Below are 22782 nucleotides of genomic sequence, written 5' to 3'. Positions count from 1 at the left end.
AGATAGATGCCCAAGTACCGGTTCAAATTGGAATCTTCGGCTTCAAAACGAGAGCAAAAATACCTAAAGGAAGTTTGCTGTCAAAATACATCGTACTTTCCCGGGAAATGTCTAAAATAAAAATCGGGTCAGAATACGAGGGAAAATGTCTAAAATGATTGAGGCAGATTTCGAGGAATTTTTTTATAGGAAAGAATTTGGAAATGTGTTGTAATTCTCAAAATATTTTAAAAAGAATGGGTGGATGATGGGGATGGAATGTTTTATCTGTGACAAGCATCGGGGGAACATACAATCAGCCGGAATTGCAATTTATGAAGACGAGTTTGTGTATGTTGGGCATATCGATCAAAATGGGGAGCCGTGTTATCTAGGTCACCTAATGATTGATTTAAAAAGGCATGCGCCGACCCTTGGGGATTTAAATATGGACGAAGCGAAGTCCTTTGGGATGATTATGGCAAAAGTGAGTAAGACGTTGATTGAATCCGAAAAGGCGGAACATATCTATTCTCTCGTATCCGGGAATTCGGTGCCCCATCTTCATATGCATATCGTTCCCCGCTATCCAAACACACCGAAAGAGCATTGGGGTCCAATGTCCGTGTATGATTGGTCGGATGCTCCGTTTGGTGATAATAATGAAGTGATTGCTCTTTGTCAACGGATAAAAGCCCATCTTGAGGAGAATCAGAATGACGGCATTTAAGTGGGTTGGAAGTGAAAAAAATTATGTGGACGAACCCTTTATTCAGCGGATTCAACATGTAACAGTTGGACTTTTTGGCGGAAATTCTGCATCTGGTTCGTACAAAAATGAAGATGGATGTCTTGTCTGGATCAATGATGACGAGGATTGGGAGTTCGTCATGATACTTGATGCCCATTATTCTGCGCAGAGTGCGGAACTCGTTCTTGATGCATTTGAGCAGAAGCAATCAATAATTGAAGAATATTTGGCACAACCGATTCGGAATGGATTTAATCGTGAGCTTGAACAGCTTATGTTAGGAATTTTCCAAGAAGAATCCTTTCTTCATGCCTGCCGGAACATTCAAGGGGAAACTGCCTGCTTAATTACAGTTCGCAAGGATCAGTATGTTTGGTGGTTATCGATTGGGGATTGTTTGCTTTATTGCTTTCATCCTGAACTGGCCGCACTTGGTCAATATCAGCTTAATCAACGTCAATTTTATGAGTGGGTCGGTCGCGTCAATACTTTTGAACAGGCTGTTCCCTGTTATAGTACTGGCACACGCGAGTTACGGAAGGGGCGTAACCATCTCTTTTTGACAACGGACGGATTAGTCGAATGTCCCGGATACCCTTTTTCTGAGCCGGAAAAAATTATTGACGTTTTTGCTGAGCATTCTGGAGATTCAGCAGTTTTTTTCCTATTAAAAGAAATTCAAAAAAATCATGTCAGAGATAGTACGACCATTGTTTCATGGGATGTGAATATAGAAAAAGAGGCGAGTATGCCAAGTGATTTATAGGGGTGGATTGGTTTGATGAAAGATGTATTGAGACAAGTAAAAGAAAATGATTATAAACTACCACATGATTGGGATGAATTCACAGCCGTTCAAAATGTGATTAATGTTTTGGGGTCAATCGATTCGGAGCTGCGGGATGATTTAGCCTATTCTATTCTCTCTCATTGGTTGCTTGTGGAACGTTTTTTAACGGGAGAACAGTTAGAGGAAATTTTGGAGTATGCCGTTTCTAATGACATGCTTTTTCACAAAATCGGAGAAGAAGATACAGATAGCATATTTTTACGAAGCTTTTCCGCACTTTTAATTGCTCTTATTCTGATTCGCGACAATCAGGATGAATTTTTACATGAGTCGATTTATCGGCGTGTGCAGGATAAGATTATCTCTTACTGTTTTTTAGAAAAAGATTTTCGGTCGTTTGTTGATAAAAAAGGCTGGGCTCATGCACCCGCACATATTTCTGACGCAATTGATGAATGTGTACTCAATCGATTTACTGGACTAAACGAATGTCAAAAACTATGGAAGAGTCTATTGAACTTGATTGAAAGTGCCACACATGTATTCGATGCCGAGGAAGATGAGCGAATTGCCACAGCGGTCACATCAATGATTAAAAGCGAGAAGGTTCCTCTTACAACCTTGCTGGACTGGATAGAGCAAGGTGATGTTCCAGAAAAAAAGGACCTTTACTCAATGTATAAAAAAATAAATATGAAACATTTCATCCGATCCCTTTTCATTCGATTAAACGGAAAAAAGGATGATCAATTACTGGAAATTGAAAGAAAATTCAACCCTTTTAACACGTAACTTTTAAATATGAAAGAAGGTTATTCATTGAAAAAGGCGATGATTCTACTATGTTCGCTCATACTGTTAGCAGGGTGCAGCAGTGTCAAACACAATAAAAAAGCAGAATCCTCCATTGCACAGGTGATAAAAAAAGGGAAAAGTCATGAAATCGATTTGAATTCATTAACTGATTTCACTTGGGACAAGGCATTTATTTTCCCACCCTACACGGTGCAAGAAAGTATAAATAAGCAACTGGGCACTAAATTTAAAGACCCAAGTAATATCGACAAGCGGGATGATATTTATTTACTCGTTTTTCTTCAAAAAGGGAAAGTTGTTCAATACGCAGAAATCAATCGGCAGCATGTGGATTTTTCGTTGAATAACGAATATCTTACACCAGAGGATGCAATCGTGAAGATCTTACGAAGGTAAAATAGGTATCGCCCTCCTTGATGGACAATACCTCTTTTACTTCTTTTTTAGATTTTTGCATTGGAATCAAGTTCTTCCTTAATGGGGATTCGGGGACTTCATCTCACTTTTTCGGTTATCATGTTCACGTATTTTTCTGATTCGAATACTTCGGATCGCCTTTTCGAATATCAAGTTCCCGCTTCCAGCGGATTCGAGCACTTCGCATCGCCTTTCCTACTACCAAGTTCCCGCATCCAACAGATTCGAGCACTTCGCATCACTTTTCGCTTCCTTCCTGCTCGTATCAGCGGGATTCGGGTAGGTAACGAATTACCTGCCGCACGATATTGATAGATTATCCCAATAAATGTAAAAAACATGCAACCCTCCCAAATGCGGTCGCATGTTCTTACCCTACTATTTATAAATAAAATTTAAATCGGCTGCCGGCATATTGTGATCGGACGTATTCTAACGGAGTGCCCGATCGCAGATTAGCGACGCGTTCGATTTGAAGAATAGGCGAATCGACGGGAATATCGAGCAGCTTGGAGATGCGTTCTGTCGCACCGATCGCTTCGATGGATTGTTTGGCATCTCCCAATTGATAGCCTTTTTTTACCTCGATGAATTCATAAAGAGAATGTTGAATATCTTCCTCTTTCAGCCCTTCTGCAATGGAACACGGGACAATAGATGTTTCAATTGCAATTGGGATATCGTCACCTAAACGAATTCGTTCAATATGATAGACGTCTGCATCCAGATTGATTTGCAGCTTTTCCGCTTCACCGTCATTCGGTTTTCGAATGCTGAACACAGTAATCTTGCTGCTTGCCTTCATTCCGCGTTGTTCCATAAGTTTGGTAAAGCTCGTAATTTCTTTTAATGGTTGTTCTACCTTTTCATTGCTGACAAAGGTTCCGCTGCCCCGTTTGCGCATGAGAATTCCTTCATCGACAAGTCCTTGAACCGCTTGACGAATCGTCATTCGACTGACGCCAAATTGTTCGGTTAAGATGCGCTCTGAAGGGATCGCTTCCCCTTTGACCCATTTTTGCTGGTTAATGTTTTCGCGAATATGTTCTTGAATTTGATAATAAATTGGAATCGGCGATTCCTTATTAATCACGTGCAATCCCCTCTTTTAATAATGAGGCTGCCTCCTGATCAGCAAGAACAATGACATCAGAATGCTTTTGCAGAACAGATGCTGGACAACCTTCACTGACTTCTCCTTCTAACATTTGTTTCACTGCTTCCGCTTTGTTAGCACCAAAAGCTAGTAGGATAATTTTTTTTGCAGATAAAATCGACTTGATTCCCATAGAAATCGCATGTGTCGGTACATCCTCTTCTTTGTCAAAATAGCGTTTATTCGCTTCACGTGTTGACTCTGTTAATTCAACGACATGTGTTAGCGATTCGAAAGATGTGCCGGGTTCATTAAAGCCAATATGGCCGTTTTCACCAATTCCAAGAATTTGTACATCAACAGGGTGGTCTTGAAGAATTCCTTCATAATGCAAGCATTCTTCATCTAGATCGGCTGCCATTCCATTTGGCAAGAATGTTTCTTTGAAATTCATATGAGAAAATAATTCTTTTTCCATGTAATAACGGTAGCTATTTTCATCTTTTGCATTTAATCCGACATACTCGTCTAGATTGACCGTTGATACGTTTGAAACATCCAAATTTGATGCGCGGAATTTTTCATAAAACTTCAATGGCGTTCCACCTGTAGCAAGGCCTAAAGTACGAATACTGCCATTTTCGATTCCTGTTTTTATTATATCAAAAGCTTTTGCAGATGCATCAGTTACTGTTGAATAAGTGTGTAATTGCATGGTTATTCCCCTTTTCTATATGAATTTCCTAAATGATACGTTTCAATGACTTCGAGATTTTGATTCATGATGGCAAAATCGGCATCCATGTCTTTTTTCAAAAATCCTTTTGATGTTAAGCCGAATTCTTTTGCTTGGTTTCCGGATGTCATTTGGACTGCTTCCGCAATGGAACAACCGGTAAATTGGATAATATTTCGGAACGCTTGGTCCATTGTTAAAATACTTCCCGCAAGTGATCCATTTTCGAGACGGCATTCGCCATTTTTCACAAATACTTTCTGGCCGCCAAGCTCAGATTCTCCATCTGGAAGACCTTTTGCTCGCATCGCATCTGAAATAAGAACGATTCCGTTTGCACCTTTTAACTTATACGTAAGGTTGACCATATCAGGATGTACATGGATTCCGTCTGCAATAATTTCCGCTTGGATATGCGGTGATAATAAGGCATGTCCAGCAACCCCAGCTTCCCGGTGGTGCAAGCCGCGCATTCCGTTATAAAGATGTGTGGCATGTGTTGTTTTGCTTTCGAGAAGTTCGGCGCGAACTGCATCGGAATGTCCCATTGAAGGTACAATGCCGTTCTTAATCATGACATCTTCGAACTCACGTGCCCCTTTTTTCTCCGGTGCATAAGTTACCAACTTGATTTGCTTCCCAGAAGCTTCGTGCCATTGTAAAAATAAATCAATATCCGGTGCTGAAATAAATTCTAATGGCTGTGCACCTGCTCTTTTTTCTGAAATAAATGGCCCTTCTAAATGGACACCTTTTATCGTTGTTTTACCCGTTTCTGTTGCTTTTTTAACGGATGCCAGTGCCGCTTCTATGGCAGGATAGTCTTGGGTAATTGTCGTTGCAAAAAAAGTAGTGACACCTTCTTGAAGGAGCTGTTCACTTAAAAAGACGAGCTTTTCAGGATCCGCATCCATTACGTCGACACCGTACCCTCCATGAATATGTACATCAATCATTCCCGGAATGACAATGTTACCGCCAGCATCGATTACTTTTTCATCTTGTTCAGGTTGATATTGATTCATATCACCGATTTCTGTGATTTTTTTTCCTTCAAATCGTAAAAAGCCATTGGCGATATTTTCGTCACCTGTAAATAGATTTGCATTGATTACTACATTTTGTCCCAATGCCATCACCTCATTTTTTTATTATTAATGGAAATAATAGTAGTATGCTTATTTTCTTTTGATATAGTTGTCTATACCAATTATTATGATGCTTATTTCACCGATTGTCAAATATGATTTTTAGTTATTTTTTAACTGTTTTCTAAAATTAAACACTAGTAGAGTGGATTGGAGCGGAAGGAGCTTGATTCCTGCAGCGGAAAGGAACGAGCATTGTTGATTACGAAAACAGCCTTTTTTTAAAAATACATCCATATATATTAAGTATTTGCAAATAATGGTACACAATTCATCGGTAATTTGATAATCTAACGGTATAGAATTGAAAAATCCCTTTGGAGGCATATTTATGCGGTCAAATAATTTAAAAAAGAAGAAGATGAAAAAACGGAAAATTATTGGGATTATCCTGCTTGTGATCATTTTAGGGGCAGGTGCTTATGTTTATTCGATCTATCATTCTTTAACAAAAGCTGTTAATACGATGCATAACCCTGTTGATCGTAAAAGTTCTAGGGATAAGGAAATCCGATTTAAAGATAAAGATCCAATTTCTATCTTAATGCTTGGGGTTGATGAACGAAAAGGGGATCGCGGTCGATCGGATACAATGATTGTTTTAACCGTTAATCCGACTGTTAAATCCGTACAAATGTTAAGTATCCCACGTGATACGCGAGTTGAAATTGTTGGTAAAGGAACAGAGGATAAAATCAACCATGCCTATGCCTTTGGTGGAGTGGCCATGTCAATGAATACAGTTGAGAAATTCCTTGATATTCCGATTGATTATTATATTAAAGTAAATATGGAAGGCTTCGAAGATATTGTTGATGCAGTAGGTGGCGTGACGGCGAATAATACGTTGGATTTCAGTTATGGAGGCTATCATTTTCCTAAAGGTGAAGTGAATTTAGATGGGAAGAAAGCCCTCGCCTTCGTCCGTATGAGAAAAGAAGACCCACGCGGTGATTTCGGGCGAAATGAACGTCAACGTCAGGTGATTCAAGGCGTCATTAGTAAAGGGGCTAGTGTTTCCGCATTAACAAAATATAACGATGTATTTGAAGCACTCGGCAAAAACGTGGAAACAAATCTAACCTTTGATGAAATGATATCCATTCAAAAATACTATAAAGACGCACGACAAAAAATCGAACAATTCCAGCTCAAAGGCCAAGGAACAAAAATCGGCGGAATCTACTACTACATTGTCCCAGATGACGAAAGACAAAAAGCACACAACCGCCTCAAACAACACCTAGAACTCTAGGTGCCTGGCACCAAATATACAAATTCCTTAATAAGTATTCAACATTTTGCATAAAAGGTGCCAGGCACCTTTTATGCATTTTTTGTGTATTTATGCGTTCCTTTTGTATATATCACTGGATGCGCTTCAATTTTTTAGTGATGTTTTTTATTTTGTTTCCATTGCCTTTGCCATTGAAACGAGTTTATTCATTGTTCTCAAGTTTCGCATTGTGGTGGGAACTTCTAATTTATGTAGGTTTGTTGCTAGTTTGGAATTTCGTACGCTGTCATGAAACAGAAAGTAGATATCTCGTCCCGCAACCTGATAGTCTTCCCGATCATTTTTATACATATGAATTCGGTCGATGTTTTCTTGTTGAGGCGCCCCCAGCAACATTGCCACATAAAGCCTCTCCCATTGTGTATCCGCTTCCGCTTCCGCTTCCTGGATTGCGTTTTTTGAAAAAGGACAGATTAATACAATGTCCTCCATTTCCGTGGCCGTTCTTATAATAACGGATATAGTCAAACCAAACTCTGCCAAGATTTGATGTTCAACTTTTTCAACTAGCTGCTCTTCTGTTTCGTTCGATTCAAACAAAACATTTCCGCTTTGAATATAGGTTTGAACATGCGGCATGTTCATTTTTTCAAACATCTTTCTTAAGTCCGCCATTTTAATCTTGTTATGTCCGCCTACATTGATTCCTCTCAATAAAGCGATATATATAGTTACTTTGTTTCACCTACTTTCCCTCGGCTTTTTTCCCTGTTTAGTCATGCTTCTTTCTCTAAATTTTTTGCCCTTTTCCTTCTCCCACATACACAGGGCCAGTCGAAATTAACGTAATTGTAACCTTATATAAAATAAAACGTCTATAATAAAAAGGAGTGAATGGGAATGTTAAAATGGTTTGGTTTACTATTGTTAGTAATTAATGTAGTGGGCTGTTCGAATCACTCGAACAATTCGAACAACAACGGCATGACAGGAAATAAGCCTCCAAAAACGAAGATTGAGGTTGGCAATAAATCTTACGAAACAATTTTAGGTACATATTGCTGGAACCATGAAGGAAAAGGCGAATGTGTGGATACTGCTGGACCTGTTGAACTTTTGAAAGATCAAACGCCAATCAGCGTACATCCTGGTGAAAAAATTACCTTCAAGATGAATTATGAACCAAAGCCTAATGAAATTCATGTTGAGCAAATGACTGAAAACAATTCAATAGAAATTCCTGTTACAGACAACAGCTTTTACGCACCGAACGAAAAAGGCATTTATTATTATTCTTACGGTGTATGGTGGATGGATGAAAAGGAAGAGAACGTGTCGAATGGTGATGCCTTTTATGCATTTGTGATTAAAGTCGAGTAAGAACGGTGATCTTGTCTTTGTCGCTGAATTAAATTCAGAGGAAACTTCATTATAATTCCGTATCCTTCGGAATCATCCAGTCTGCAATTAAGTAAGCAATAATACATGGTACGATAGCTGTGGCTAAGCAAAGGATGACAAAACCTAGTCGAATCAAGTTTGAATCTACCTCAAAATAATTTGCTATCCCAGCTAGCACACCACTGATTTTTTTATCCATCGTCGATTTCGTTAATCTTTTGGCACTCAAATGATCTCCCCCTTTTTTATGTCCTTTCCCCTACTCCCTGTTGCAAAAAATTAAACTTATTTATTGATATATTCAAGATTCGGTATTACCATTCCCCTCCATCGAAAAAAATGGTGCCAGGCACCATTTATTCATTTTTTTGCATATTTATGTTGTTTTTTGCATAAATGGTGCCTGGCACCGCTTTATGTGACACCTTTTTAAGGTTTGAGGATGACTTTGATGCAGTTGTCTTGTTTTTCGTCGAATACGGAGTAGCCGTATTCGGCTTGGTCGAGTGGGAGGTGATGGGTGATGATGTCGGTTGGGTCAAATCGGCCATCGATTATTTGTTTGTATAGCTCTGGGATATAATGGATGACAGGTGCTTGCCCCATTTTCAGTGTGATATTTCGTGAGAATAAGTCACCTAGCGGGAACTGATTATATCTCGCCCCATATACACCGACTAGTTGAATCGTTCCACCCTTTCTAACACATTGCGCAGCCATAACAATCGCACTCATCGTTCCACCATGAAGCTTCAATGCTGATCCAATCATTTCCATCGCTGACTTTTTCCCATCTAACCCGACACAATCAATGACAACATCTGCCCCGCCTTTTGTAAGCTCCTTTAAATAGTCACCTGTATGGTCGATTTTACTAAAATCCACGACCTCCACATGATTGGTTTTCTTCGCATGTTCCAAACGATACCCAATATAGTCCACAGCAATCACGTGTTTAGCACCCTTCATCCACGCAAACTTTTGAGTTAAAAGTCCAACAGGTCCACAGCCAAGAACAATGACTGTATCGCCTTCCTTCACCCCAGCATTATCAACACCCCAATAAGCAGTTGGAATAATATCGGAAAGGAACAGAATTTTCTCATCTTCTAACTCGCAATTCTCCGGCACGACGAAAGGTGTGAAATTGCCAAATGGAACGCGCAAATATTCCGCTTGCCCACCTGGATACCCGCCAAAAGTTTCCGAATACCCGAAATAAGCCCCGGCCTCCCCATGCGGATTCGATTGATCACATTGACTTTCTAACTCATGCTGACAAAACCAGCATTGACCGCAAGAAACGGTAAACGGAACAATGACCCGATCCCCTTTCTTCACATTTGTCACACCTGGACCCACTTCTTCTACAATTCCCATCGGCTCATGCCCAATAATATAATTATGTGGCAAATTCGGAATCATTCCATGCACAAGATGCAGATCGGACCCGCAAATAGCGGTACTCGTAATCTTCACAATCAGATCATCTTCCTTATGTATGGTCGGCTCCGGCACATCTTTTACCTTTACATCTTTAATTCCTTGATACGTCACTGCTTTCACAAGCATCAACATCCCTTCGCAATTTTTATTGTTAGCATGCCCCAAAAAACGAATGAAACCTTCTCTCAAAATGGAACGTATAAAAGGGAAATAAACAAAGAGGTGAGGAAAATGGAAAACCAACAACCATGCAAAACATGCGGAAAAACAGAGTTCGTACAAGGTAAATTAGGGAATGGATATTCCAGTTTAACCGAAGTAGATAAAATATTGGGTAAAAGCTCTCCACTTATTTTTACCTTTTGCAAAAATTGCGGCGAAATCTCTTCCATCAAAGTAAAAAACCCGCATAATTTCTAAATGGATGACTTTTCAACTATTCAATACAAAGCCAAGGCCTTGCTCATCGACGTAAAAACTGGAAAGACTTTGACTGAGATAAAGGAACACGATCTCTTTTTTCAGGACCCATAGCCTCACACGTTCTTGATCCATCGAACCTCCTCTCTTCTTTCCGGACTCATAGCCTCACGCGTTCTTGTTCCATCGGACCTCCTCTCTTCTTTCCGGACCCATGGCCTCACGCTTTCTTGATCCATCGGACCTCCTCTCTTCTTTCCGGACTCATAGCCTCACGCTTTCTTGATCCATCGGACCTCCTCTCTTCTTTCCGGACCCATGACCTCACGCTTTCCTGTTCCATCGGACCTCCTCTCTTCTTTCCGGACCCATAGCCTCACGCGTTCCCTATCCATCGGACCTCCTCTCTTCTTTCCGGACCCATAGCCTCACGCTTTCCTGTTCCATCGCACCTCCTTTCTTCTTTCCGGACCCATAGCCTCACGCATTCTTGATCTATCGGACCTCCTCTCCTCTTTCCGGACCCATAGCCTCACACGTTCCTGATCTATCGGACCTCCTCTCTTCTTTCCGGACCCATGACCTCACACGTTCTTGATCCATCAGACCTCCTCTCTTCTTTCCGGACCCATAGCCTCACGTGTTCCCAATCCATCGGACCTCCTCTCTTCTTTCCGGACCCATAGCCTCACGCTTTCCTGTTCCATCGCACCTCCTCTCTTCTTTTCGGACCCATAGCCTCACGCTTTCCTGTTCCATCGAACCTCCTCTCTTCTTTCCGGACCCATGACTTCACACGTTCTTGATCCATCGGACCTCCTCTCTTCTTTCCGAACCCATAGCCTCACGCTTTCCTGTTCCATGGGACCTTCTATACCGGTTCAACTGGCTCATTTGCCTTTTACTACCCGCAAAAGGATTTATAATTTGTAGGAAATCTGAATCAAATTTCCAAACCGGTCTTGCCGCTTCGACTGGCTATGAAACTTGAAATGGCAGTAAAAAAGTAGAATAAAATCGGATTACCCACCAAGAATCTCCCGTTTTTATTCCTCGAAACCTTTTTCGTTTGTGACAAATTATTTAAATTTTAGGATTGTTCTATTTTTTGAAATATTCTATAATTTAGGCGAGGGGAGAAATTTTTCACCTACAAATCTTTCAGGGGGTAAAGGATGGATAAGTTTGTCGGTTGGTTAAATGATGTCCTATGGAGTCCACCGCTCATCATTATTTGTATCTTAGTCGGGTTGTTTTTCTCACTTTCGACTCGCTTTTTACAAGTACGGCTCGTTAAGGACATGATTGCACAAATGTTTAAAGGAAAGAGCTCTGACGCAGGGATTTCTTCGTTCCAAGCATTATCAGTCGCTTTATCAGGACGTGTGGGAACAGGAAATATTGCCGGGGTTGCAACTGCTATTGGTTTAGGGGGACCTGGAGCAGTTTTCTGGATGTGGCTCATCGCCTTCGTTGGTGCAGCAACTGCTTATGTTGAATCGACTTTGGCACAGATTTACAAAGTGAAGCAAGACGGAGAGTACCGCGGGGGACCTGCGTACTACATTGAAAAAGGGACTGGAATGAGATGGTATGGTATTGTCTTTGCCATTGCCACAATTATTTCCCTTACTTTCCTTATGCCTGGTGTGCAGGCAAATGCGATTGCTGAAGGTTTAGATAATGCCTTCGGAATGCACAAAATGCTTACGGCCGCAATCATTGCTGTTTTACTAGGAATTATTATTTTTGGTGGGGTAAAAAGAATTGCCGGTGTTGCCCAATTCGTTGTACCTTTCATGGCACTTGGTTACATTATTGTTGCATTAATTATCGTCTTTATAAATATCGATCAAGTCCCTGCAGTATTTGCTCTTATTTTTAAAAGTGCCTTCGGTGCAGAAGCAACGTTTGGTGGCTTAGTTGGTTCCGCTATCGCTTGGGGGGTAAAACGCGGAATCTACTCCAATGAAGCTGGTCAAGGGACTGGTGCACATGCAGCCGGTGCCGCTGAAGTATCACACCCTGCTAAACAAGGTTTAGTGCAGGCATTCTCTGTTTATATTGATACATGGTTCGTTTGTACAGCCACTGCATTTATGATTCTTTTCACTAAAATGTATAGTACAAAAACTCCTGCTGGGGAATATTTATTTAAAAACATGGGAACTGACGAACCTGGTCCACAGTATACACAGGCAGCGGTTGAACATGTATTTCCTGGTTTCGGAGCTGGATTCGTCGCAATATCCTTATTCTTCTTCGCCTTCACAACAATCATGGCTTATTACTACATGTCTGAAACAAATGTCGCTTATTTAACACGTGGAAAAAATAATCGTTGGGCAATTCTACTAATCAAAGTTGTTAGTATTGCCGCTGTTTTCTACGGATGTGTTAAAACTTCCAAAGTAGCGTGGGCCTTCGGTGATACAGGACTTGGTATCATGGTATGGTTAAATATTATCGCCGTCGTGATTCTCATGAAACCAGCCCTCGTTGCCTTAAAAGATTACGAGCGACAGAAAAAAGCGGGAATCGACCCTGTTTTTGACCCAGAAGCACTTGGCATTAAAAATGCAGACTACTGGGTGGAAGCGAAAAAGGGAGATAAAAAGGAAGTTAGTTAACGAGTTTGACTCATAAAGGTCTGCCCTAAAGGGGCGGGCCTTTTCTATTTGAATTTCCAGGTCGATTAAGCCACAATAAAGATACGAATTTAGCAAATAGAAGGTGAAATTTCATGCTACATATATTAATTGCTGACGACGACCCGCATATTCGAGAACTTTTGAGACATACGCTGCAAGCAAATGGCTATCTCGTATTCGAGGCTGCTGATGGCAAAGAGGCATCAGAACTTCTTACAAAACAACAAATCCATCTAGCCATTGTTGATGTCATGATGCCGAACATGGATGGACTGCAGCTTTGTGAGGAAATTCGAAAGTACTACGACTTTCCTGTAATTTTATTAACTGCGAAAGATCAACTCGCAGATAAAGAAAAAGGATTTTCTGTCGGGACAGACGATTATTTAACGAAGCCGTTTGAGCCGCAGGAATTGCTTTTTCGTATGAAAGCATTGTTCCGTCGTTATCAAATGGTCAATTCTGAAAAGCTGACATTGAATGATACCATTATTGATCGAAAAAGCTATGAAGTTCATTGCAACGGAAAACTCCTCATGCTACCGATGAAAGAATTTGAACTGCTCGCACAGTTGGCCAGTTATCCGGATCGGATTTTTAGCCGGGAAGAATTAATTCAACTCATTTGGGGTCCGGATTTTAACGGTGATGATCGTACGGTGGACGTCCATATTAAACGATTACGGGAGCGTTTTACGAAACGGACTGATGATTTCCACATTAGTACTGTCCGTGGTGTCGGCTATAAGCTGGAGGTAACGAAAAAGTGAAGACGCTTTATGTACGAATCGTTTGGACAACAATCTTTGTCATGCTATTTAGTGCCTTGCTGTCCTTTTTTATATCCAATTTGTATTACCATTATTTTTTAAAATCACATAATGATCAAAAGGTCACGAATATGGTAGAGGATGTTCTCGTCTTTTTTGAAAAACATTCCTCCTCCGATTCGGATACCTATCTTGATTACGTCGGAAGGCTTGGGTATCAATTATATATTGTTGATACGAATGGGAAAGGGAAATTTTACGGGGGAGATTTTCGTGAAAAAAAACTGAGTCCAACGGTCATTCAAAACGTTCTACAAGGAAATGTCTATCATGGAATTAAGGAATTCCCCTCCCGATTATTTGTGACTGGTTTCTTTGATAACTCGGTTAAAAATACAATTGGTGTTCCGATTACGATTAAAGGAACGCCACACGCCCTTTTCATGAGGCCCAATCTTGAAGCTCAATTTGGAGAGATGCGCATCTTTTTTGCTGTCCTCCTCGTTTTTACCATTTTATTAAGCATTGTGTTCGTTATTATTAGTACCCGCTATATCGTCAAACCGATTGTAAAACTAACAGATGCAACGAAAAAACTGACAAAAGGAAATTACAATATTCAATTAAACGTCAAACGAAAGGATGAAATCGGTCAGTTAGCCAGTCATTTTTCCGAGATGACGAAAAGCTTAAAACAGCTTGAAGAAATGCGACAGGAATTCGTTTCGAACGTATCACACGAAATACAATCACCGCTTGCATCGATTCAAGGATTTTCACAAACATTGCGTTCTAAAAAGCTATCCGACGAACAACAGGAAAAATATTTATCGATTATTGAGGACGAAAGCAGACGCATGTCACAGCTCAGCAAACAATTACTGACACTCGCCTCCTTAGATAAAGAGGAAGGAATTTTAGAAAAAGAGCGGTTTGATGTAGCTGATCAAGTGAAACAGGTACTATTTATGACCGAATGGAGTTGGCGTGATAAAGACATCGCGATTGATATGGAGCTTCCCTCCACTTATATCGAAGCGGACAAAAAACTCCTTCACCAAGTTTGGACAAATTTGATTACGAACAGCATAAAATACACAGAACCAGGCGGAGCCATTTCACTTGAGGTTCACGCAAATGCTGAAACATGCATCGTCAAAATACAAGATACCGGAATCGGCATCGCTGAAGAGGATTTATCCCGGATTTTTCAACGTTTTTACAAAGTCGATAAGGCAAGGAATCGCAAAGAAGGCAGCAGTGGTCTAGGACTTGCGATTACCCAAAAGATTATCGAGCTTCATGGTGGAAAGATTCAAGTTGATAGCCAATTAGGCAGAGGAACGACGTTTATAATCACATTACCAAATGTGTAATCCCTTGTTCATCTTCCGTTCATATTCCCTTCCTATACTTAACGTAAGTTAAAGGAATGGAGATGAATAGAAGATGTTTCTTGCGTTAAGGGAATTGAAATATGCGAAAATGCGCTATTTATTAATTGGATTTATTATGGTGTTGATTTCGTTGCTCGTCCTCTTTGTTTCAGGTTTAGCAAAGGGACTTTCATCCGACAATGCTTCCTCGATTCAAAAGATGAACGCTGATTATTTCGTTCTTCAGAAGGACTCGCAAAATCGATTAAATCGTTCTGTTCTTTCCGAAGAACAGGTGAATAATATAGAGAAATTGACGAAAGATCACCCATCAACGCCATTCGGCATTCAAATGACCAACATTACAAAAAACGGTTCCTCAACGAAAATCGATGTCACGATGTTTGCCATCGATGTAAAAGGAATGCTCGCACCGCCTATTGTTGAAGGAAAAATGATTGATTCTTCCACTTCCAATGCAATCATTGCCGATCAGTCATTAAAAGAAAATGGGTTAACATTAGGGGATCACATAGAAGATCAAATCACAGGTAAGACATATAAAATTAGTGGTTTTACAAGTGGCCAATCGTTCAGCCACTCCCCTGTCATTTATATGAATCTAAAAGAATGGGAAGCAACGAATAAACCATTAAATGCGATTGCCTTACAATCACCTGATCCGATTGCAAAAAAAGAGCTATCCGGGGTAAATGTCATAAGTAAAACCGAAGCATTAAAAGGTATTCCAGGCTACCAAGAGGAACAAGGCTCCTTAATGATGATGATCGCCTTTTTGTTTGTCATTGCCGCCTTTGTATTGGCTGTGTTCTTTTACGTCATCACGATTCAAAAAATGAATCAATTTGGTGTTTTGAAAGCAATTGGTGCGAAATCGAGCTATTTGGCCCGCAATATTATGTCCCAAGTATTAGCCCTTTCTATCGTAAGTCTTGTTATTAGTATTGGGTTATCATATGGCATTTCCTTGGTGTTACCAAGCAGCATGCCTTTTGACTTGAGTCCACAATTAGTCGCCACTTGTTCTGGATTATTTTTAGCCGTATCCGTTATTGGATCATTACTATCACTCTATCAAGTTGCAAAAATTGATGCACTTGAAGCCATTGGGAGGGCTGCATAATGGAAAAAAACAAACTAGTTCTTGAAAACATTAGCAAGATGTTCGGTGATGGCGATACACAAGTAAAAGTGCTCGACCAAGTTTCCTTACAGGTGAAAGCGGGAGAATTTGTCGCCGTTGTCGGTCCTTCCGGGTCAGGTAAAAGCACCTTTCTATCCATTGCAGGTGCACTGCTGACTCCTACGAGCGGTCGGATTCTGATTGGCGGGAAAGATCTCGGTCAATTATCTCCGAAACACTTAAATCGGATTCGACTAGAAAAAATCGGCTTTATGTTCCAATCATCGAATTTGATTCCTTATTTAACGGTGCGTGATCAATTATTATTAATTGCTGAATTAACAGGAAAGAAAAAGAAAGAGGCGGAAAGAAAAGCAGATGAGCTACTAGAACGCCTTGGATTGAGTCACCGAAAGAATAACTATCCAGAAAATTTGTCTGGTGGTGAACGTCAACGTGTTGCCATTGCTCGTGCTTGGATGAATAATCCTGAGATTATTTTAGCAGATGAACCAACTGCAAGTCTTGATTCCGAACGTGGCCGTGCCGTTGTCGAAATGCTCGCAGATGAGGTAAAACGCAGTCAAAAAGCAGCTGTCATGGTAACCCATGATAAACGCATGTTGGATCTGTGCGATCGCATCGTTTATATTGAAGATGGGAAATTATCTGAAATGAGTGCCTGAAACGATAACTTTGAATGTGAAAAAATTTAGTACTATTAATTTCTCAACTTTCTGACTTATATTAGAGGGTTTTGCAATTCTTTGACGAATATAGATGGTAAATATATTCGTGAAAGAGTGATGATGATGAATCCATTTGTGTTTGCCTGCATTGCCCCCCACGGTGGAGAAATAATCCCTGAATTATGTGGAGCATTGCCGGATCGAATGAAATTGACACGAAACAGTATGGTAAGGCTTGGTAAAAAAATGCAAGATGCAAAGCCGGAAACGATTATTGTGTTAACTCCACACGGAACACGAATTGATGGGTATTTCTCTGTTACAAATAGTGAAAGAATGTATGGATTTGTTGAAGAAAATGATGGCTATTATGAGCTCGAACGGTATGTTGATCGAAATTTGGCCGTTTCCATTACTGAAGTGGCGGCAGAACAAAGTATTCCGATCGCCTCGATTAATTTCGGGACGGCAGCGGGTCCGATATCCTGTCTTCCACTCGATTGGGGTTCCATCGTTCCGCTATCATTTATGCCGGATGTTCCTATCGTTGTCATCAATCCATCACGTGAGCTTTCGTTCGACATGCATATGAAACTCGGTGAAGTGATTAGCCAAGTAGTCCACAACAGTGGAAAGCGTGTAGCCTTAATTGCAAGCTGTGATTGGGCACATGCCCATGATGAAAAGGGACCATATGGCTTTGATCCCGCTGCTGAAATGCTGGACGAAGAGGTAGTTGGTTTCATTCGGTCCAATGAGTTGGAGAAAATGGCAGAGTTCGACGCGGAATATATCGAAGCGGCTAAACCCGATGGCATATGGCAAACATTGATTTTAGCCGGGGCAATTCCAAAAGAATCCAGGAAGATTCATCTATACTCCTATGAAGTACCGACCTATTTCGGACTTATTTGTGCCGAAATCTCAACGTCCGATGGTGACGAGTAACATGGTTTCAGGATCCATTCGTGCCTGAAATCATGTATTTTTTAAAGAGTTTTCCAAGCCAGTACATCCCAATATGAATTGGAAGGAAGCAGTAAACGGACCATGATCTTGTTTGAATCCATTTTAAGCGATACAGCAGCTGATCCAAGATATGTGCGCCCACTACTCCCATAACAAACTTACCCTTTACAATGGAGATATAAATGACAAAAGATTGAATGATTGAAAATGGTGGATACAAGTAAAAATGCATAACATACTTTTTCCAAATCTTATTTCTGCCAAACAGAAATTTTTTAAATACAGTAACGAGAAGAAAATACAGATTCGTATAATTCACCCACACAAAAAAGAAAATGTTCGTATGCCCCACCCATTTTTGAAATCTGCCTTCACGCATCTTAGACCATTTTTCCATTAGCCAAAAAAAGAAAGGAAGGGAGCCTGTCGTATACGCTGTCCGCCACCAGTTATTTTTAAATAAGTGTTCACGAATAAAAAGCCGCTCAATAATGGTATATAAGAAAGTAGCCCCCCATCTCCACTTCCACCCTAAACGAAATGAGGCCATAGTCGTGGCTGTCATCGGCACAAGAAAGGCTTGCGAAGTAATTGCTCCAAAAATAGTGTCCACCCAATTGTTTTTAAATACTTTTGGATAATAACGATAGCTTTTAAAATAGTTTAAAATTACGATTTCAAACAGATAGGCAAACCCGACACTGGTAAAATAGAGTACAATTGGCTTTTTTTCTTTATTTTTTATTAAATTATAAATAAGTAATGCAATGTGTGGAATCGTTAATAACAGATAGTATTTCGTATTTCTTTTCATCTTGATCCCTCTTCCCCCTCTCTTTTGGACATCAAATGAGGTATTTGTTGTTTAAACATATCGCCTATTTGTAACATAACGATATGAATTGGAAGAAAGCCGTATACGGACCATTTTTTCATTTTTATTAATTTAAAACGATAACATAACTGGTCCACTAAATGCAGAAAACCAAGACCGATAATTTTTTTTCCTTTTAAAGTAACAATGAGACCAATGATTGATTGAATGAATCCATAAATTGGAGCGATGATAAAATTTACATAATATTTGTGTATAGACCATCCTTTTTTAAAAATGAACCGTTTAAAAATGGCGACCAACACAAAATTAGTATTTAAGTAATTGACCCAGAAAGTGAAAAATAATGTGAGATATCCAATCCACTTTCGTGGCTTTTGATCGAGGTAAACTGACCATTTCGAAACAATCCAAAAATAGAATGGTAAACACACCAGTGTATACATTGTTTTCCACCATCTATTTTTAAAAACCTTCAAATGGATAAATAGCTGTTCAATCCCTGTGTATAGTAAAGCAAAAATAATCTTCCATCCCCATCCCAATTGAAAGCATGTAATGAAAATGGCCGAAACCGGAACGGTTAATGCTTGGGATACGATGGCTCCAAAGACGGAGTCTAGACGTTTTCGTTTCAGTATTTTCGGATAATAGCGATACCCTCGAAAAATATTTAAAACAACATACTCAAATACATATGCCATTCCAATACTTGCGAAATATAGCAGAAGTGGCTTTTTGTCCTTCTTTTTAATAAGCGTCACAACAAACAATGCAAGATGAACGATGATGAGTACTAGATAAGGGATTCTATTTTTTTTCATTGAAGACCTCTTTCATATTGTCTTACAGCTTCTTTTTCCTTGCGTACAATCCATTTATAATATTTGACTAAAATAATGAAAAGGATTGGGTTGAGAATGATTGTATGTCCTAAATTCCACCAACCATAATGAAAATAGCCCCACGGTTCCGGAAGTAATGTAATGAGTTCATAGCTTAAAGTGATTACTTCCCATATGACGATATACAAAATTCGCTTTTTTATGTGTGATTGAAAGGGATACCATTTAAGGAACATAATATTGACAGGCGGAACTACAAATAGATGTGCAACAAGTCCCGAATAGTCAACTTTTTTTGAAAAATACCAATAGCCTTGGTATTTGAATTCAATAAAAAGGTCAAAGAGTGATTGCAAAGCAATCGTAAATACAATAATATGGATGATTTGATTGGTTGTTTGGCTTTTTTTCGTAAAAATAAACGCAATTGAATTAAAGATGATGATTGCTAGTACAAGTCCGACCATATGTTAGCTCCTTTTTTTTTACGTTTTCCAACTTTCTGTTTACTATTCGGTGTTCTAGTAATTTTTTTACTCATTTTTAAATAGACAAGCTGGCTGGCGGATTATATGGTAAAATAAGTATAGAGGTTTTGAAAATTCAAACGTTACTATAGGGGAGCATTATGGTCAGAAAAGTATTTCAATGGTTATTCACACGTAGAAAACAGGATTTGATTGAACTGATTACTTTATTTATCGGATTGCTTGTAATAAGCCTAATTACACCCCTCCTTAAATTAGGTGCAAGCCATTGGTATTGGATGATTTCATTACTTATTTTGCTCTTAATTATTATTCGAATCGTTGAAAGCATTGTAGGTTACGTTGTTCGGGGGAAAAACAGAAGGGTTAGCGGAGGGTACTTCGTATTAGCGATTGTTGTATTCGCGTTAATAAATACTTTTATACTCAATTAAGTGCGTTTTACGTTAGAGGATTTTGCGGAATGATACATTCGCTAAAAAGATAAGCACGCTTGGATCAAGCTTCCTAAGATGCTCCAAGCGTGTTTTGGTTGCTATTTATATCGATTTACTATAAAGGACGGCTTGCGCAATGCCAACGAAATATTCAGATTCATCTATTATATGTTTCATTACAACTTTTGCTGTTGGATTATTTTTGATTGGTGCACTTTCTTCAATGAGTTGATTACAAAAGGCAATAAATTGGTTACTTTGTTCCAAGCAAAAAGAAACGAGCGTCGTCAGTTCACGGTATAACTCATACGTAAAGGTCCCCGTCATACGGATGGTCGTTTCAATAAACGCAACAACCCGGCTATGCGTCTTGGCAAATGCCTGCTCCCACGCCAACAAAGCATCCACATATTCATCCTCTAAATCCTTCACCAGCTCCCGAATGACAATCGTATGCTCCTCCTCCTGCTCCTTCCAAAACTCACACTCATCCAACACCCTAAGCGGCATCGAATTCCCATAATAATAACGCATCCCATCACCCCCTCCACAAACTATCCCTATATAAATCTTATTAACCCACCAACACGAAAAGAACCAAATTTGGTGTCAGGCACCCCCTTTGACAAGCTCAATTCTTTTGCATAAAGACAAGCTGGTGTCAGGCACCTTATTTGATGAACGCTACTTTTTTGCATACAACCAATTCGGTGTCAGGTACCTTATTTGTTATGCGCTACTTTTTTGCATACAACCAATTCAGTGTCAGGCACCTTATTTGTTTTGCGCTACTTTTTTGCATACAACCAATTCGGTGTCAGGCACCTTATTTGATGTACGCTACCTTTTTGCACCTAACCAATTCGGTGTCAGGCACCTTATTGGTCGTATGCATACTTTTTGCGGACTACCAATTTGGTGCCAGGTACTTTTGAAGTTTTTTGGGGGAGCAATTATATTTCATCCTTAAATGGGGATATTATGACTTAGTGGAATAAAAAGGGTGGTATTTTTGTTTATTTTTATGAGGTTGGGCTCTAATTTGTATAAGGATGAAAAGGTGTGAGCAAACTTGAAACTCGATGATTGATTGGATATAAGAAGTACTCGTGAATGCAGCGATGGTTACTGTTAAGGAACCTGCGGCAGATAGTAACGAAAGAAAGTTATCTAATTTGGCACATATTGTCGGAGGTTTTACTATGCAGACAGTTCCTGAAAACCGAAAAATTTCACCGTCACTCACTTTTTTCACCATTCATGGAATGCAGTTCGGTATCGGTATGTTGGGATTTCAGCGGACAATTGCCAAATTTGCTGGTTATGATGCTTGGATCTCGGTTATTTTTGCTGGATTCACAACAATGATGATTATGTGGATGATCTATAAAATTTTAGAACTTGGAAAACCGGACCTTTCTGAAACACATCAATTTGTTTTTGGAAAATTACTTGGGAAAGTATTTAACCTTTTTTTTATTTTTTACTTTTTGCTCTACATCACAACCATTCTTCGCACATATACAGAAATTATTCAAGTATGGGTATTTAAGGATATAAACGTATTTATATTTACACTTATCTATTTACTGCTTTGTATGTATATCGTTTTTGGTGGTTTTAGAACAGTGGTCGGTATGATGTTTTTTAGTGTAATCCTTCCCTCTTACTTACTCATTTTGTTTAGTTTTACAGTTCAATATGCTGATTTTCACAACCTATTACCAATATTGGATCATTCCATGAAAGATATTATTCTAGCCTCACAGCAAATGTCACTCACTTATATGGGGTATGAGGCCTTTCTTATCTATAGCCCTTTTGTAAAAAACACAAATCAATCAAAAAAATGGGCCTATCTTGCCCTTTTGGTCTCTTTATTAATGTTCTTATATACAGCTGTTTTGACATTCGGCTACTTTAGTGAAGAAATGCTACAAAGATATGTCTGGCCAACATTAACCACTTGGAAAATCGTTCACTTACCTGTAGTCGAGCGTTTTGAATATGTTGGCATTGCCAATTGGTGTTTAATTATATTACCGAATACAGCGCTTGCCTTATGGTGTGGTAGCAGGTTATTAAAACAAACTTTTAATTTTTCACAAAAAAAAGGAGTCGTTATTCTTTGTGCCATTCCATTAATCATCGTCCCATTCTTTAAAACCCGCCAACAAATCGATATGTTAAATAATGTATTTGGGCACACAGGATTTTTAATTAACTTTTTCTACATTCCATTCCTTTTGATCCTTGTTTGGTTGGTGAAAAAGGTGAAAGCTAAAGGATAAAGTCATCACATTTACCGTTATCGATTATCATCCTCTTACAAGACTTTTTT

At 39.4% G+C, this 22782-nt stretch carries 26 protein-coding genes; 15 read left to right on the top strand and 11 right to left on the bottom strand.

Annotated elements, in window-relative coordinates:
• Window positions 1–247: 247 nt before the first annotated feature.
• From I5776_RS03210 to I5776_RS03195, 4 genes are read left to right on the top strand one after another with little or no spacing between them, the layout of a single operon-like run.
• Window positions 248–709: an HIT family protein gene (locus I5776_RS03210; RefSeq protein ID WP_202778941.1), complete on the top strand. Its 462-nt coding sequence runs from the start codon at window positions 248–250 to the stop codon at window positions 707–709.
• Window positions 696–1496 (top strand): PP2C family serine/threonine-protein phosphatase, encoded by an 801-nt coding sequence (locus I5776_RS03205; protein ID WP_202778940.1) that lies wholly within the window; start codon window positions 696–698, stop codon window positions 1494–1496. Before I5776_RS03210 ends, I5776_RS03205 begins: the two co-directional genes overlap by 14 nt.
• A 15-nt stretch (window positions 1497–1511) precedes the next feature.
• Window positions 1512–2312, top strand: coding sequence for a DUF2785 domain-containing protein (locus I5776_RS03200; protein ID WP_202778939.1), 801 nt, complete (start codon window positions 1512–1514; stop codon window positions 2310–2312).
• Window positions 2313–2321: 9 nt separating this feature from the next.
• Window positions 2322–2732 carry a hypothetical protein gene (locus I5776_RS03195; RefSeq protein WP_202778938.1) on the top strand — a complete coding sequence of 137 codons (411 nt, stop codon included), beginning with the start codon at window positions 2322–2324 and terminating at the stop codon, window positions 2730–2732.
• Between the two features lie 170 nt (window positions 2733–2902).
• Here the strand turns inward: I5776_RS03195 and I5776_RS03190 are convergent, their stop codons facing one another.
• From I5776_RS03190 to nagA, 4 genes are read right to left on the bottom strand one after another with little or no spacing between them, the layout of a single operon-like run.
• Window positions 2903–3094, bottom strand: a complete 192-nt coding sequence (locus I5776_RS03190) for a hypothetical protein (RefSeq protein ID WP_202778937.1) — start codon at window positions 3092–3094, stop codon at window positions 2903–2905.
• Between the two features lie 41 nt (window positions 3095–3135).
• On the bottom strand, window positions 3136–3846 hold the full coding sequence (locus I5776_RS03185) for a GntR family transcriptional regulator (RefSeq protein WP_202778936.1): 711 nt from the start codon (window positions 3844–3846) through the stop codon (window positions 3136–3138).
• Window positions 3839–4564 carry a glucosamine-6-phosphate deaminase gene (gene nagB, locus I5776_RS03180; RefSeq protein WP_202778935.1) on the bottom strand — a complete coding sequence of 242 codons (726 nt, stop codon included), beginning with the start codon at window positions 4562–4564 and terminating at the stop codon, window positions 3839–3841. The genes I5776_RS03185 and nagB overlap by 8 nt, the downstream gene beginning before the upstream one ends.
• A 2-nt stretch (window positions 4565–4566) precedes the next feature.
• Window positions 4567–5721, bottom strand: coding sequence for an N-acetylglucosamine-6-phosphate deacetylase (gene nagA / locus I5776_RS03175; RefSeq protein WP_202778934.1), 1155 nt, complete (start codon window positions 5719–5721; stop codon window positions 4567–4569).
• A gap of 343 nt (window positions 5722–6064) precedes the next feature.
• On the opposite strand from nagA, the gene tagU reads away from it, so the two are divergent.
• A complete protein-coding gene (gene tagU, locus I5776_RS03170; protein ID WP_281397287.1) occupies window positions 6065–6988 on the top strand; it encodes a polyisoprenyl-teichoic acid--peptidoglycan teichoic acid transferase TagU in 924 nt (307 codons plus the stop codon).
• Window positions 6989–7135: 147 nt separating this feature from the next.
• On the opposite strand, the gene I5776_RS03165 is transcribed toward tagU, so the two are convergent.
• Window positions 7136–7645 (bottom strand): DUF1697 domain-containing protein, encoded by a 510-nt coding sequence (locus I5776_RS03165; RefSeq protein WP_246483894.1) that lies wholly within the window; start codon window positions 7643–7645, stop codon window positions 7136–7138.
• A 225-nt stretch (window positions 7646–7870) separates the two neighbouring features.
• Between I5776_RS03165 and I5776_RS03160 the strand changes: the two genes are divergently transcribed.
• Window positions 7871–8350 carry a hypothetical protein gene (locus tag I5776_RS03160; protein ID WP_202778933.1) on the top strand — a complete coding sequence of 160 codons (480 nt, stop codon included), beginning with the start codon at window positions 7871–7873 and terminating at the stop codon, window positions 8348–8350.
• A gap of 49 nt (window positions 8351–8399) precedes the next feature.
• On the opposite strand, the gene I5776_RS03155 is transcribed toward I5776_RS03160, so the two are convergent.
• Window positions 8400–8600: a PspC domain-containing protein gene (locus tag I5776_RS03155; protein WP_246483893.1), complete on the bottom strand. Its 201-nt coding sequence runs from the start codon at window positions 8598–8600 to the stop codon at window positions 8400–8402.
• Between the two features lie 200 nt (window positions 8601–8800).
• The gene (locus tag I5776_RS03150; RefSeq protein ID WP_202780650.1) at window positions 8801–9937 is read right to left on the bottom strand and encodes a zinc-dependent alcohol dehydrogenase; all 1137 of its coding nucleotides are present in this window, start codon (window positions 9935–9937) and stop codon (window positions 8801–8803) included.
• Window positions 9938–10048: 111 nt separating this feature from the next.
• Here I5776_RS03150 and I5776_RS03145 point away from each other — a divergent pair, with 111 nt between their 5' ends.
• From I5776_RS03145 to I5776_RS03115, 7 genes are all read left to right on the top strand, one after another.
• Entirely contained in the window at window positions 10049–10237 is a 189-nt protein-coding gene (locus tag I5776_RS03145) for a hypothetical protein (RefSeq protein WP_202778932.1), read from the top strand.
• A 1175-nt stretch (window positions 10238–11412) separates the two neighbouring features.
• Window positions 11413–12867 (top strand): alanine/glycine:cation symporter family protein, encoded by a 1455-nt coding sequence (locus I5776_RS03140; protein WP_202778931.1) that lies wholly within the window; start codon window positions 11413–11415, stop codon window positions 12865–12867.
• A gap of 113 nt (window positions 12868–12980) precedes the next feature.
• Entirely contained in the window at window positions 12981–13658 is a 678-nt protein-coding gene (locus tag I5776_RS03135) for a response regulator transcription factor (protein WP_202778930.1), read from the top strand.
• Window positions 13655–15034, top strand: a complete 1380-nt coding sequence (locus I5776_RS03130) for a sensor histidine kinase (RefSeq protein WP_202778929.1) — start codon at window positions 13655–13657, stop codon at window positions 15032–15034. The genes I5776_RS03135 and I5776_RS03130 overlap by 4 nt, the downstream gene beginning before the upstream one ends.
• 73 nt (window positions 15035–15107) lie before the next feature.
• Window positions 15108–16178 (top strand): ABC transporter permease, encoded by a 1071-nt coding sequence (locus I5776_RS03125; RefSeq protein ID WP_202778928.1) that lies wholly within the window; start codon window positions 15108–15110, stop codon window positions 16176–16178.
• The gene (locus I5776_RS03120) at window positions 16178–16864 is read left to right on the top strand and encodes an ABC transporter ATP-binding protein (protein WP_202778927.1); all 687 of its coding nucleotides are present in this window, start codon (window positions 16178–16180) and stop codon (window positions 16862–16864) included. The genes I5776_RS03125 and I5776_RS03120 overlap by 1 nt, the downstream gene beginning before the upstream one ends.
• An 81-nt stretch (window positions 16865–16945) precedes the next feature.
• Window positions 16946–17815, top strand: a complete 870-nt coding sequence (locus I5776_RS03115; RefSeq protein ID WP_246483892.1) for a DODA-type extradiol aromatic ring-opening family dioxygenase — start codon at window positions 16946–16948, stop codon at window positions 17813–17815.
• A 7-nt stretch (window positions 17816–17822) separates the two neighbouring features.
• Here the strand turns inward: I5776_RS03115 and I5776_RS03110 are convergent, their stop codons facing one another.
• From I5776_RS03110 to I5776_RS03100, 3 genes are read right to left on the bottom strand one after another with little or no spacing between them, the layout of a single operon-like run.
• A complete protein-coding gene (locus I5776_RS03110) occupies window positions 17823–18650 on the bottom strand; it encodes a hypothetical protein (protein ID WP_202778926.1) in 828 nt (275 codons plus the stop codon).
• Window positions 18647–19495, bottom strand: coding sequence for a hypothetical protein (locus I5776_RS03105; protein WP_202778925.1), 849 nt, complete (start codon window positions 19493–19495; stop codon window positions 18647–18649). The genes I5776_RS03110 and I5776_RS03105 overlap by 4 nt, the downstream gene beginning before the upstream one ends.
• Window positions 19492–19983, bottom strand: a complete 492-nt coding sequence (locus I5776_RS03100; RefSeq protein WP_202778924.1) for a hypothetical protein — start codon at window positions 19981–19983, stop codon at window positions 19492–19494. Before I5776_RS03100 ends, I5776_RS03105 begins: the two co-directional genes overlap by 4 nt.
• A 161-nt stretch (window positions 19984–20144) precedes the next feature.
• On the opposite strand from I5776_RS03100, the gene I5776_RS03095 reads away from it, so the two are divergent.
• On the top strand, window positions 20145–20438 hold the full coding sequence (locus tag I5776_RS03095; protein WP_202778923.1) for a hypothetical protein: 294 nt from the start codon (window positions 20145–20147) through the stop codon (window positions 20436–20438).
• Between the two features lie 105 nt (window positions 20439–20543).
• Here the strand turns inward: I5776_RS03095 and I5776_RS03090 are convergent, their stop codons facing one another.
• Window positions 20544–20975, bottom strand: a complete 432-nt coding sequence (locus tag I5776_RS03090) for a DUF2935 domain-containing protein (RefSeq protein WP_202778922.1) — start codon at window positions 20973–20975, stop codon at window positions 20544–20546.
• Between the two features lie 575 nt (window positions 20976–21550).
• On the opposite strand from I5776_RS03090, the gene I5776_RS03085 reads away from it, so the two are divergent.
• Complete coding sequence (locus tag I5776_RS03085; RefSeq protein WP_246483891.1) at window positions 21551–22732, top strand: GerAB/ArcD/ProY family transporter; 1182 nt, start codon at window positions 21551–21553, stop codon at window positions 22730–22732.
• The last annotated feature ends 50 nt before the right edge of the window (window positions 22733–22782 follow it).

The sequence above is a fragment of the Heyndrickxia vini genome (assembly GCF_016772275.1).
Classification (GTDB): Bacteria; Bacillota; Bacilli; order Bacillales; family Bacillaceae_C; genus Heyndrickxia; species Heyndrickxia vini.
Note: the sequence above shows the minus strand (reverse complement) of the source record. Positions and strands in the feature narration are given on the sequence as shown.